This is a genomic window from Variovorax sp. W2I14 (assembly GCF_050435205.1).
In the GTDB taxonomy this organism is placed as follows: Bacteria; Pseudomonadota; Gammaproteobacteria; order Burkholderiales; family Burkholderiaceae_C; genus Variovorax; species Variovorax paradoxus_C.
Genome location: NZ_JBNDJX010000001.1, coordinates 6,589,821 through 6,602,603, shown reverse-complemented (window position 1 = coordinate 6,602,603; position 12,783 = coordinate 6,589,821). Strand labels below are relative to the sequence as shown.

The window sequence follows — 12,783 nt, the reverse complement described above, 5'->3', positions numbered from 1 at the left end:
ACGCGATTTTCGCAGGGCTCCCCCGGTGCGCGGATACGATCCCGCGGATGAGCACCAAACACCTCGTCGCATGGGCCGCCACCTTCATCGTGCTGCTGGTGATCGACATGCTCTGGCTCGGCGTCGTCGCCAAGAACATGTACCAGCAGGCCATGGGCGACCTGATGTCGCCGGAGCCCCGGCTGGCCTTCGCGGCGGTGTTCTACCTGCTGTACCCCATCGGCCTGCTGATCTTCGCGATCCTGCCGGGCATCGAGGCGCAGAGCATCACGCGTGCGGCGGTGCTGGGCGGGCTCTTCGGCCTCTTCTGCTATGCCACCTACGACCTGACCAACCTGGCGGTGATCCGCAACTGGCCGCTGGCGCTGTCCTTCATCGACATCGCCTGGGGCACGCTGGTGAGCGGCGTGGCAGCCGCGGCGGGCGCCCTGGCCTTGCGCTGGTTCGCAGGGCGTTGATTTCGCCCCACACCATGACTTTAGTCAGGTGGTTGTAACGCCTTGTCAATGCAAAATCCTGCATCAACGATGCAGGGGACAACAAGATGGGCGAGCGCGGCACCGCGATCAGCTTCGAAGACTTTCAGGGCACACGCAATTTCGGCGCACTCGACGGGCTTCGGGCCGTCTCCGTCTTCCTTGTCTTCAGCGACCATTTCGGCGGCATCGGCTGGACCCGCTTCTCGGGCTGGCTCGGCGTCCACGCCTTCTTCGTTCTCTCCGGCTTCCTGATCACCACACTGCTGCTGCGCGAGCGCGACAGCACCGGCGGCGTGTCGCTCAAGGCGTTCTACATCCGCCGCACCACGCGCCTCTTGCCGCTCTACCTGCTGGTCTTCTTGGCCGTGCTGGGCCTGAGCCATCTGGCGCAGGACGGCACCTGGGAGCAGATGAAGGCGGCCGCGCCGTACTACCTGACGCTGCTCAACGAGCTGGCCGACATGGCGCCGCTGCACATGACCTGGACGCTGGGCGTGGAGTGGAAGTACTACCTCGTCTGGCCCGCGCTGCTGGTGGCCTTCGGCACAACGCTGCGCTCGCGCCTGGCGACCGTCGGCTTCTGTCTCGCGGCGTTGGCCATGATCGGCATCGGCGACTTCCAGTGGAAGCTGCTGCTTCCGCAGAACTACGTCGGCATGCTGTTCGGCTCGGGCTTGGCCATCCTGATGAATGCGCGCCGCACCTTCGGGCTGGTTCGCTGCCTCATGACCCATGGCGCGGCCATCGCGCTCGTGCTGGCTCTCTTGGTGGTGCACCGGCGCTTTCCAGTGATCGCCGGGCGCATCGGCGATACCTCGGCCATCGCGCTGTACAGCCTGCTGATCGCGATGCTGATCCCGGCCCTCATCGCCGGCCGCACCTGGATCGCGCGGGCGCTGGCTTCGAAGCCGCTGGTGTTCGTCGGGCATCGCTCGTATGCGATGTACCTGGTGCAGTACACCGCCGCGCACACGGTGATCGCGGTGCTGCCGGCGCCCACCATCGTCGGCGGCACGCTGCTCTTTCTTTCGTTCGCCCTGGCGCTGGTGCTCTCGGACCAGCTCTACCGCTGGTTCGAGAAGCCGATCACCGACTGGGGCCACCGCTGGGCCAAGGCAGTGAAGCAGGCGGCCGTGTCGAAGACGCCGCTGCCGGGCTGCGATGCCGCCGCCGCTGCACTTGGGCCGGCCGGAAAGCGCAGTCCGCTCTGAGCTCGGCCTAGAGAAAGCGCTCGAGCAGCTTGCGCGAAGGCCGGTCCAGCGCCTTCGCATCGGGAATCCGGAACTGCACGCCGTGCGCGCTGGCGATCAGCAGCGCGCCGCCTTCGAGCCGGCGGATGTCTTCCTCGGCCTTGAGCACGAAGCTGGTGTCGCCGCGGTCGGTGCTCACGGTCCAGGTGCTGGGCACGCCGAAGCTGGAGACCTTGTGCAGTTTCAACAGCGTGGGCGCGAAGTCGCGCACCGCCAGTTCTTCTTCGAGCAGCGCGCGGGTCTGGGGCGGCAGCGTTTCGACGCGGTCGATCCAGACCAGCTCGCGGCCGTCGCCGCCGACCAGCGAAATGCCCTCGCCGGGCGCGGTGAGCGGAAAGGCGCGTACGGGCGTGATGCCCACATGGCGCTCGCCCTGGGCGTCGGTCAGCACGAGCCGGCCGAAGGCGTCGCGCTCCATGGCAAAGGGGATGGTGGTGTCGAGTGTCATGCGTCGCCTGCCGGGTGTGCTGCGTGGCTGATCAGCGGCAACTGCGCACCGGCGCGTTCGTCGACGGCACCTTCGCTCGCATCGTCATCGGCTTGGCGCAACTGCGCCTGGTAGAGCCGCCAATAGGCGCCCTGCTTGGCCATGAGCGCATCGTGCGGCCCGACCTCGACCACCTCGCCGCGGTCCATCACCACCAGCCGGTCGGCCTTGCGCAGCGTCGAGAGGCGGTGGGCGATGGCGATGGTGGTGCGGCCCTGCACGAGGTTGTCGAGCGCCTTCTGGATTTCCTTCTCGGTCTCGGTGTCCACCGCCGAGGTGGCCTCGTCCAGGATCAGGATGCGCGGGTCGATGAGCAGCGCGCGCGCAATGCTGATGCGCTGGCGCTCGCCGCCCGAGAGCCCCTGACCCCGCTCGCCGACCAGCGAGTCGTAGCCGTGCGGCAGGCGCAGGATGAAGTCGTGCGCGTGCGCGGCGCGGGCCGCGGCCACCACTTCTTCGCGCGTCGCGTCGGGCTTGCCGTAGGCGATGTTCTGCGCGATGGTGCCGAAGAACAAAAACGGCTCCTGCAGCACCAACCCCACGTGACGGCGGTAGTCGGCCACGGCGAAGCGGCGGATGTCGGTGCCGTCGACCTTGATGGCGCCGTCGGTCACGTCGTAGAAGCGGCAGATCAGGTTGACCAGCGTGCTCTTGCCCGAGCCGCTGTGGCCGACGAGGCCGATCATCTCGCCGGGCTCGATCACGAGATCGAGGTCGTGAATCACCGCGCGCGAGCCGTAGCGGAAACCCAGCCCGCTCATCTCGATGCGGCCCTGCACGCGCTCCACCTTCACCGGGTTCACCGGCTCGGGCACGTTGCTCACATGGTCGAGGATGTCGAAGATGCGCTTGGCGCCGGCCGCGGCCTTCTGCGTGACCGAGACGATGCGGCTCATCGAATCCATCCGCGTATAGAAGCGGCCGATGTAGGCGATGAAGGCGGTGAGCACACCCACCGTGATGCTGCCGCGCGCCACCTGCCAGATGCCGAAGCCCCACACCACGAGGAGGCCGATTTCGGTCAGCAGCGACACGGTCGGCGTGAACACCGACCAGGTGCGGTTGAGCTTGTCGTTCACCTGCAGGTTGTAGGCATTGGCGGTGCGGAAACGGTCGGCTTCGCGGCGTTCCTGCGCAAAGGCCTTGACCACGCGGATGCCGGGAATGGTGTCGGCCAGCACGTTGGTCACTTCCGACCAGACGCGGTCGATCTTCTCGAACCCGGTGCGCAGGCGATCCCGCACCACATGGATCATCCAGGCGATGAAGGGCAGCGGCACCAGCGTGACCACCGCCAGCAGCGGGTTGATCGAGATCAGGATGGCCGCCGTCATGACGATCATCAGCACGTCGTTGGCGAAATCGAGCGCGTGCAGCGACAGGAAGACGTTGATCCGATCGGTTTCCGAACCGATGCGCGCCATCAGGTCGCCGGTGCGCTTGCCGCCGAAATAATCGAGCGGCAGCGTCAGCAGGTGTTCGTAGGTGCTGGTGCGCAGGTCCGCGCCGATGCGCTCGGACACCAGCGCCAGCAGATAAGTGCGCGCCCAGCCCAAGCCCCAGCCCAGCAGCGCGGCGCCCAGGAGGCCGCTCAGGTAAAGGGCGACAAGCGAAGGATCGATCTGCTTGCCGTTCTGGAACGGGATCAGGATGTCGTCCATCAGCGGGATGGTCAGGTACGGGGGGACCAGCGTGGCGGCGGTCGAGAGCAGGGTCAGGAAAAACCCGAGGAAAAGCTGCTTCCTGTACGGCTTGGCGAAACGGCCCAGGCGCAGCAGCACCCAGGTCGAGGGCGGAGTCTGGAGTTCGGTGTCCGCGAGTTCGTCGCCGTCGATGGCATCCGGTGTCGCTTCGGCGACAGCATCTGCCCGCTGACCGAAAAGCTTGAGAAGGCGCAGCGCATGGGCCTGGTTGGCCAGCGTGTAGCGCCAGCGCGCCAGGCGGCCGTCGGGGCCGATCAGGTCGAGCGTGCCGACGCCGGAATGGTCGGCCAGGAGCAGTTGAAGGGCGGGTTCCGTGAGCGGCCACTCACGCCATTCGCCCCCCGGTTCCAGCGCAATCAGGCGCTGGTCAGTCAGGGCAACCAGGCCGGAAGAGAAACGAAGTTCGTAATCGAGGTCAACCGGCAGTGTTACCAGAACGTTTTCCGCGACTGCGAGCCGGTTTTTCAGCGCACCTGAAGCCGCCTCGATTTCTCCCTCCCGGGTGCCGACTGGATCGTGATGTTGCATTGTGTTTCTTTGACTCTTGCCCGTCGCGGGCCGCAGGGACCGCGCCATGGCGTCCTTTGTCGGGCGCCGATTCTGACCGATTGCCATGGGCGCGCTTGAAGGCGCCGTGGTGCTCGGCCAAAGCACATCGAACGTTTTCATGACCCGTTTCGACGACATCCGCCTGCTGCGCATCAACTATTTGCGCGGTCCCAACCTCTGGACCTACCGTCCGGTGCTCGAAGTCTGGCTCGACCTGGGCCAACTGGAAGACTTTCCCTCCAACAAGATCGACGGTTTCACCGACCGCCTCACGGGCCTGCTCCCGGCACTTATCGAGCACCATTGCGGCGTGGGCGAGCGCGGCGGCTTCATCCAGCGGCTGACCGAAGGCACCTGGTCGGGCCACGTGCTCGAGCACGTCGTCATCGAACTGCTGAACCTGGCCGGCATGCCGACCGGATTCGGGCAAACCCGTAGTACGTCGGAGCACGGCGTCTACCGCATGGTGTTCCGGGCGCGCGACGAGCAGGTCGCCCGGGTGGCGCTGGCCGAGGGCCACCGGCTCCTGATGGCCGCCATCAACAACGACCCGTTCAGCGCCGCCGATGTGCAGAAGGCGGTCGATGCGGTCAAGGCCAAGGTCGAAGACTGCTATCTCGGCCCGAGCACCGCCGCCATCGTTTCCGCCGCCACCGACCGCGGCATCCCGCACATGCGACTGAACAGCGGCAACCTCGTGCAACTGGGCTACGGCGCCAACCAGCAGCGAATCTGGACCGCCGAGACCGACTACACCAGCGCCATCGGCGAATCGATCGCCAGCGACAAGGAACTGACCAAGTCCCTGCTCGCCAGCTGCGGCGTGCCGGTGCCCGAAGGCCAGATCGTTTCCAGCGCCGAGGAAGCCTGGGAAGCCGCCGAAGACATCGGCCTGCCGGTGGTCGTGAAGCCTTCCGACGCCAACCACGGCCGCGGCGTGTCGCTCGAACTGACGACGCGCGAAGAAGTGATGGCCGCCTTCGCGGTCGCCGAGCCCGAAGGCAGCGACGTGATGGTCGAGCGCTTCATCCGCGGCCACGAACACCGCCTGCTGGTGGTGGGCGGCGAAGTGGTGGCGGCCGCACGCGGCGAGATCATCACCGTGACCGGCGACGGCAAGCTGAGCGTGGCCGAACTCATCGAAAAGCAGCTCAACAGCGACCCGCGCCGCGGCGCCGAAGAGGAATATCCGCTCGACCTGATCGTGCTGGCCACCGACGCCAAGCTGCAGCTCGAACTCAAGCGCCAGGAACTCGATGGCGCCGCCGTGCCGGCCGCCGGCCGCGTGGTCACGATCCAGCGCAACGGCAACATGGCCAACGACTGCACCGACCAGGTCCACCCCGAAGTCGCGCACGCCGCCGTGCTGGCCGCGCGCGTCGTGGGCCTCGATATCGCGGGCATCGACCTCGTGGCGCAGGACATCTCCAAGCCGCTCGGCCCGCAGCGCGGCGCGATCGTCGAAGTCAACGCCGGCCCCGGTCTCCTGATGCACCTGAAGCCGGCCGTCGGCTCGCCGCGCCCGGTGGGCCGCGCGATCTGCGACCACCTGTTCCCCAACGATGCACCCGGCCGTATTCCGGTGGTCGGCGTGGCCGGCTCGCAGGACACCGCGGTGCTCGCGCGCCTCGTCGCCTGGCTCATCAACCTGGGCGGGCGCCACACGGGCCTGGCCTGTCGCGACGGCCTGTTCCTCGAGCGCCGCCGGGTCGATGCACGCGACAGCGCCAACTGGGAAGCCGGCCATCGCCTGCTGGTGAACCGCGCGGTGCAGGCCGTGGTGATCGAGAACGGCGCCGAGACCATCCTGCGCGACGGCCTGGCCTACGACCGCTGCGAGGTCGGCATCGTGACCGACCTGGAAGGCGCCGAAGCGCTCGCCGACTACGACATCACAGAGAGCGACCAGATGGTGAAGGTGCTGCGCACCCAGGTCGACGTGGTGCTGGGCGAAGGCACGGCCGTGCTGAACGCCGCCGATGCGCGCGTGGCCGGCCTCGCGCCGCTGTGCGATGGCGCCGTCATCCTGTATTCGGCCGACTCGCAGGCCGCCGCGCTCGTCGCGCACCAAAGCACCGGTGGCAAGGCCGTGCTCGTGCGGCAGGACCGCGTGGTGCTGGCCAACGGCAGCAGCGAATCGTTCTTGCCGGGCCTGGGCCGCCTCACGATCTGGCGCGCCACCCATACCGGCGTGACCCTCGAAAGCCTGCTGGCCGCTGTGGCAGCCGCGTGGGCCATGGGCATTCCGCTGAACCTGATCGGCGCCGGCGTGGAGGCTTTCGAAGCCGATCTGCAGGCGGCCCTGGCTTCGCTGCAACTGTCGCAAACGCAGCCCCTTCAACCTCAATTCGTCTGAGGCGCCCAGCGCCCGACTGCAAGCTCTCGCAAGCCCCATGAAAGTCACCCGCATCCGAGCCCTTCGCGGGCCCAATCTCTGGAGCCGCCACACCGCCATCGAGGCGGTCGTGGCCTGCGAAGGCGATGAAAACGCCATCAGCAAGCTCGCCGGTTTCGAAGCGCGCCTGCGCGCCCGCTTCCCGACCATCGGCGAACTGCACCCGATGGTGCTGGGCCAGCCGCTGGCGCTCGCCCACGTGCTCGAAAACGCGGCCGTGGCGCTGCAGGCGCAGGCCGGCTGCGCGGTCAACTTCGGCCACACCGCGCCGACCGTGGAAGACGGCGTCTACCAGGTCGTGTTCCAGTACAGCGAAGAGGCCGTAGGCCGCCGCGCGATCGAGCTGGCCGAAGCGCTGATCGCCGCCGCGCAGGCGGACACGCCCTTCGACGCGACCGCCGCCATCACCGAACTGCGCGACCTGGACGAATCCGAGCGGCTCGGCCCGAGCACCGGCTCCATCGTCGATGCGGCCGTGGCGCGCGGCATTCCGTACCGGCGCCTCACGAGCGGCAGCCTGGTGCAGTTCGGCTGGGGCTCCAAGCAGCGCCGGATCCAAGCGGCAGAGGTCGACAGCACCAGCGGCGTGGCCGAGTCGATCGCGCAGGACAAGGAACTGACCAAGCAACTGCTCAACGCCGCCGGCGTGCCGGTGCCGCTGGGCCGCCCCGTCACCAGCGCCGAAGACGGCTGGGTCGCGGCCGGCGAAATCGGCCTGCCGGTCGTGGTGAAGCCGCAGGACGGCAACCAGGGCAAGGGCGTCACCGTCAACATCACCACCCAGGAACAGCTGACCTCGGCCTACGACTCCGCCGCCGTCTATGGCGAGGTGATGGTCGAGAAATTCCTGCCGGGCTTCGACTTCCGCCTGCTGGTGGTGGGCGACCGGCTCGTGGCCGCCGCGCGGCGCGATCCGCCGCAGGTGATCGGCGACGGCCAGCTCACCGTGCGCCAGCTGGTGGACACCGTGAACCTCGACCCGCGCCGCGGCGAGGGCCATGCCACCTCGCTCACCAAGATCCGCCTGGATGACATCGCCATCGGCCGGCTCGAATCGCAAGGCCTCACGCCCGAGAGCGTGCCCGAGCGCGGCCAGCGCGTGGTGCTGCGCAACAACGCGAATCTCTCCACCGGCGGCACCGCCACCGATGTGACCGACACCGTGCATCCCGAAGTGGCCGCGCGCGCGGTCGATGCGGCGCAAATGGTCGGCCTGCACATCTGCGGCGTCGACATGGTCTGCGAGAACGTGCTGCGTCCGCTCGAAGAGCAGCACGGCGGCGTGGTCGAAGTGAACGCCGCGCCGGGCCTTCGCATGCACATTTCGCCCTCGTTCGGCCGCGGCCGCGCGGTCGGCGAGGCGGTGGTCGACACCATGTTCGCCCACGGCGACGACGGCCGCATTCCCGTGGTCGCCGTCACCGGCACCAACGGCAAGACGACCACTGCGCGCCTCATCAACCACCTGCTCGCCTCCAGCGGCCTGCGCACCGGCATGACGAACACCGACGGCGTGTACGTCGATGGCCGCCAGACCGACAGCGGCGACTGCAGCGGCCCCAAAAGCGCGCGCAACGTGCTGATGCACCCCGACGTCGATGCGGCCGTGTTCGAAGTGGCCCGCGGCGGCGTGCTGCGCGAGGGCCTCGGCTTCGACCGCTGCCAGGTGGCCGTGGTCACCAACATCGGCAGCGGCGACCACCTGGGCCTGAACTACATCACCACCGTGGAAGACCTCGCGGTGCTCAAACGCGTGATCGTGCGCAACGTGGCCGCCGACGGCTACGCGGTGCTGAATGCGGCCGACGTGAACGTTGCTGCCATGGCGGCCGGCTGCCCCGGCCACGTGATCTTCTTCACCGCCGACCGCATGCACCCGGTGATGGCCACGCACCGCGCGCAGGGCAAGCGCACCGTGTATGTCGACCAGGACACGCTGGTCGCGGCCGAAGGCTCGTGGCGCGAGCGCATTCCGCTGCGCGACGTGCCGATCACGCGCAACGGCACCATCGGCTTCCAGGTCGACAACGTGATGGCCTCGGTGGCCGCGGCCTGGGCCGTCGGCCTCGACTGGGACACCATCCGCAGCGGCCTCGCGAGCTTCATGAACGACGCGGCCGGCGTGCCCGGGCGCTTCAACGTCATGGACTACCGCGGCGCCACCGTGATCGCCGACTACGGCCACAACACCGACGCCATGCGCGCGCTGGTCTCGGCCGTGGACACCATGCCGGCCAACAAGCGCTCGGTGGTGATCAGCGGCGCGGGCGACCGGCGCGATTCGGACATCCGCGACCAGACGGCCATCCTCGGCGAAGCCTTCGACGACGTGATCCTGTATCAGGACGCCGCGCAAAGGGGCCGCGCCGATGGCGAGGTGATGGCACTGCTGCGCCAGGGCCTTCAAGGCGCGGGTCGCACGCGCCAGATCGACGAGATCCGCGGCGAGTTCGTGGCGATCGATGCGGCACTGGCCCGCCTGCAGCCCGGCGACCTGTCGCTGATCCTGGTCGACCAGGTCGAGGAAGCGCTCGCTCACCTGGCACAGCGCATCGCAGCAGGCTGAGCACGCTGGTAGATGGGTTGACGGACATGTCCCACATCGAAGGGCGTGTCCGGCCCGCCCGCTGAACACAGGGCTGTCCCACACGCGGCAGCCCCTGCCGCGCAGCAGACTGTGGCTCCGGTCGCGAACCTCCGGCGAGGTCGCGCCCCAACCAGGAGCCCGCATGACAACAACAGTTCGTTCCATCCTTTCCGCCACGGCACTTTTCGCCGCCAGTGGCTTCGCCGTCCTCGGCGCGCAGACCGCAAGCGCGCAGGCGCCCGGGTCCAGTGTCCGCATGCAACAGGAACGCGCCACCTGCGACGGCGTGCAGCAAGACCGTGCCGCCTGCCTGCGTGAAGCCGGGGCCGCGAAACAGGAAGCCGGCCGCGCCGGCCTCACGACGCCGAGTCCGGCCCGTGGTCAGGTCAATTCCCTGGCGCGCTGCGCCGAACAGCCCGCGGCCGACCAGGCCGACTGCGAAGCCCGCGTCAAGGGCGGCGGGCGCACCACCACCGAAGGCAGCGTGATGGGCGGGGGCGTGATCCGCGAAACCGTGACCCCGCTGCCGGCCCAACCCGCGCCGGCCCGTTGATTGACTGACAGATCCCTCCAAGGAGAACTCATCATGAAGAGCAACACCCGTTCGATCGTCCTCGCCCTGCTCGCCGTCGGCGGCATGGCCACAGCCGGCGTCGCCTCCGCACAAGGTTCGCGCGGCGGCACCTATCAGCAGGAACTCGCGGTCTGCGGCCACAACCAGCAAGACCGCGCCGCCTGCATCCGCGAAGCTGGCGCCGCCCGCCAGGAAGCCGCTCGCGGCGGCCTGACCAGCGCGCCCGACTACCGCGCCAATGCGCTCGCGCGCTGCGGCCTGCAGCAGTCGTCCAGCGACCGCGCGGCCTGCGAAGCCCGCGTGCTCGGCGGCAGCGGCAACACCCGCGCCAGCGTCGACGGCAGCGTGATGGGCGGCGGCGTGATCCGCGAATCGGTCACCACCGTCGTGATGCCTGCGCCGATGCCCGCACCGATGCCCGCCGAGCGCGCACCCGCGCCGATCATGGCGCCGATGCCTGCGGAGCGGATGCCCGATCCGATGATGCCGCCGCCGCGCCCCGCGCCGATGCCGGCACCTTTGCGCTGATCCCGACGGCATCGCCGCCTGCGCCGCACGGCGCGGGGGCGATGCCCTTGATTGTCACGAGACTGTCACAAAAGACGGTGGCCTGCTAGCTATAGTTCTCGGTCCCTGCCCACCGAGGAACTCTTTCCCATGAATGCCATCAAGGTCGCTCGCCGATTCATAGAAACGGACCCGGCCAACGAATCGGCCAAGATCCTGGCCCAGCTCGTGTTGGCCCTGGAGTCCGAACGCAGCTTCGAGCTGGTCACGCTCTATTCCCTCGACTACAAGAGCTTCGAGCTCGCCATGGAGATCCTGAAGGAATGGCGCCTGGACCGCTACTACGCGAGCAAGTCCAAGCTGTTCGACCTGTCGCTGCAGGTCACCGAACTCGAGAAAAGCTGACCGCCGCTGTCGCCGGGATACCGCTCAGACGAACATCCCGCCCGACACCTCGATGCGCTGGGCGTTCACCCAGCGGCTCCCCTCTCCCAGCAAGCCCGCGATCGCACCGCCGATGTCGTCGGGCTTGCCCGTGCGTCCGAGCGCGGTGAAGCCCGCGACCATCGCATTCACCTGTGCGTTGTCGCGCACCATGCCGCCGCTGAAGTCGGTTTCGATCGCACCCGGCGCAATCGTGTTCGCCGCGATGCCGCGCTTGCCGAGTTCCTTGGCGAGGTAGCGCGTCAGCACTTCCACGGCGCCCTTCATCGCGGCATAGGCCGAAGCGCCTTCCATGGCGAAGCGCGTGAGCCCCGTCGACACGTTGACGATGCGCCCGCCGTCGTTGATGAGCGGCAGCAGCTTCTGCGTGAGGAAGTACGTGCCCTTGAAGTGGATGTTGTAGAGCGCATCGAACTGCGCTTCGGTCATGTCCTCGAAGTTCACATGCAGGCCGACGCCCGCGTTGTTCACCAGGAAGTCGAAGCGCTCGCGCTGCCAGGTGGCCGCGAGCGCCGCCTTCACCGACTCCGCGAACGCGGCGAAGGCCTTGCTGTCGCCCACGTCGAGTTGCAGTGCGACGGCGCGGCGCCCTTTCGCCTCGATCTCGGCGACCACCGCCTTGGCGGCGGCTTCGTTCGACACGTAGGTCAGGATCACATCGACGCCATCGGCGGCGAGCGCCAGCGCGGCGCTGCGGCCGAGGCCGCGGCTGCCGCCGGTGATGAGTGCGATGCGGGATGGATTGGAAGTGCTGGAAGCGGTCATCTCAAAGTCCTCGGGTGTTGATCGGTGAATCGATACGTGGACTTTAAAAATTACCGGCAGAAAGATAAATTCCGCCAAACTGCGCACACTGTTATCTCAAGAAGAAACAATCTGCCGCCATGAACACCGACGAACTGCGCATCTTCTCGAGGGTCGCCGAACTCGCGAGCTTCAGCCGCGCCGCGGACCAGCTCGGCCTGACCCGCGCACGCGTCTCGGTCGCCGTGCAGCACCTCGAAGAGCGCCTGGGCACGCGGCTCCTGCAGCGCACGACGCGCAGCGTGCGGCTCACCGAAGACGGCGAGCGCTTCCTCGACCGCTGCAGGGACTACCTCTCCGAAGGCGAGCAACTGGCCACCATGTTCCGCGCGAACACCGGCGGCCTCACCGGGCGCCTGCGCATCGACCTGCCGGCCACCGTGGCGCGCGACCTTGTCATTCCGCGTCTGCCCGAATTCCTCGCGCGGCATCCCGCATTGGAGATCGGCATCAGCACCACCGACCGCCGCGTCGACCTGGTGAACGAGGGATTCGACTGCGTGCTGCGCATCGGTGTGCTGGGCGATTCCGAACTGGTCGCGCGACCGCTCGGTTTCATGCGGATGGCCAACGCCGCGAGCCCGGCCTACCTGCAGGCGCACGGCACGCCGCACACGCTGGCCGACCTTGCGCAGCACCGCATCGTGCACTTCGCGCAGACCCTCTCGCCGAACGACGCGGGCTGGGAATACTTCGACGCGGCCCAGGGCCGCTACCGGATCAAGCCGGTGCGCGCCATCGTCACGGTGAACGGCACCGATGCCTACAACGCCGCGGCGGTCGCGGGCCTCGGCCTGATCCAGGCACCGGTCGGCGGCCTCCTGCCCTGCTTTGCAGCCGGCTCACTGGTGGAGGTGATGCCGGCGTTCACCGCGCGCCCGATGCCGGTGTCGCTGGTGTACGTCAACCGGCGCCAGCTCGCGCCGCGCGTGCTCGCGGTGATGGACTGGCTGGCCGAACTCCTCGCGCCCTACTTCGTCGAGGACAGCGAACTGACCATTGCC

At 68.2% G+C, this 12,783-nt stretch carries 10 protein-coding genes and 1 pseudogene; 8 read left to right on the top strand and 3 right to left on the bottom strand.

Annotated elements, in window-relative coordinates; all coding sequences use genetic code 11:
* Nucleotides 1-47: 47 nt before the first annotated feature.
* Nucleotides 48-458, top strand: a complete 411-nt coding sequence (locus QF040_RS30770; protein ID WP_429614101.1) for a DUF2177 family protein — start codon at nucleotides 48-50, stop codon at nucleotides 456-458.
* 86 nt (nucleotides 459-544) lie between these two features.
* Nucleotides 545-1,690, top strand: a complete 1,146-nt coding sequence (locus tag QF040_RS30765; RefSeq protein ID WP_429614100.1) for an acyltransferase family protein — start codon at nucleotides 545-547, stop codon at nucleotides 1,688-1,690.
* A gap of 7 nt (nucleotides 1,691-1,697) precedes the next feature.
* Here the strand turns inward: QF040_RS30765 and QF040_RS30760 are convergent, their stop codons facing one another.
* Together QF040_RS30760 and QF040_RS30755 are read right to left on the bottom strand one after the other, a co-directional pair.
* The gene (locus tag QF040_RS30760) at nucleotides 1,698-2,177 is read right to left on the bottom strand and encodes a DUF1854 domain-containing protein (RefSeq protein WP_429614099.1); all 480 of its coding nucleotides are present in this window, start codon (nucleotides 2,175-2,177) and stop codon (nucleotides 1,698-1,700) included.
* A complete protein-coding gene (locus tag QF040_RS30755) occupies nucleotides 2,174-4,447 on the bottom strand; it encodes an ABC transporter ATP-binding protein (RefSeq protein ID WP_429614098.1) in 2,274 nt (757 codons plus the stop codon). Before QF040_RS30755 ends, QF040_RS30760 begins: the two co-directional genes overlap by 4 nt.
* A gap of 139 nt (nucleotides 4,448-4,586) precedes the next feature.
* Here QF040_RS30755 and cphA (QF040_RS30750) point away from each other — a divergent pair, with 139 nt between their 5' ends.
* The 5 genes from cphA (QF040_RS30750) (at nucleotide 4,587) to QF040_RS30730 (ending at nucleotide 10,936) form a co-directional block, all read left to right on the top strand.
* Nucleotides 4,587-6,824 carry a cyanophycin synthetase gene (gene cphA / locus QF040_RS30750; RefSeq protein ID WP_429614097.1) on the top strand — a complete coding sequence of 746 codons (2,238 nt, stop codon included), beginning with the start codon at nucleotides 4,587-4,589 and terminating at the stop codon, nucleotides 6,822-6,824.
* A gap of 37 nt (nucleotides 6,825-6,861) precedes the next feature.
* On the top strand, nucleotides 6,862-9,429 hold the full coding sequence (gene cphA / locus QF040_RS30745) for a cyanophycin synthetase (protein ID WP_429614096.1): 2,568 nt from the start codon (nucleotides 6,862-6,864) through the stop codon (nucleotides 9,427-9,429).
* Nucleotides 9,430-9,592: 163 nt separating this feature from the next.
* Complete coding sequence (locus QF040_RS30740) at nucleotides 9,593-10,003, top strand: hypothetical protein (protein ID WP_307607165.1); 411 nt, start codon at nucleotides 9,593-9,595, stop codon at nucleotides 10,001-10,003.
* Between the two features lie 33 nt (nucleotides 10,004-10,036).
* Entirely contained in the window at nucleotides 10,037-10,552 is a 516-nt protein-coding gene (locus QF040_RS30735; protein WP_429614095.1) for a hypothetical protein, read from the top strand.
* A gap of 129 nt (nucleotides 10,553-10,681) precedes the next feature.
* Entirely contained in the window at nucleotides 10,682-10,936 is a 255-nt protein-coding gene (locus QF040_RS30730; RefSeq protein WP_429614094.1) for a hypothetical protein, read from the top strand.
* A gap of 24 nt (nucleotides 10,937-10,960) precedes the next feature.
* On the opposite strand, the gene QF040_RS30725 is transcribed toward QF040_RS30730, so the two are convergent.
* Entirely contained in the window at nucleotides 10,961-11,740 is a 780-nt protein-coding gene (locus tag QF040_RS30725; RefSeq protein WP_429614093.1) for an SDR family NAD(P)-dependent oxidoreductase, read from the bottom strand.
* A 119-nt stretch (nucleotides 11,741-11,859) separates the two neighbouring features.
* On the opposite strand from QF040_RS30725, the pseudogene QF040_RS30720 reads away from it, so the two are divergent.
* Nucleotides 11,860-12,753: pseudogene (locus tag QF040_RS30720) on the top strand (LysR family transcriptional regulator); the annotation flags it as partial.
* Nucleotides 12,754-12,783: the final 30 nt, after the last annotated feature.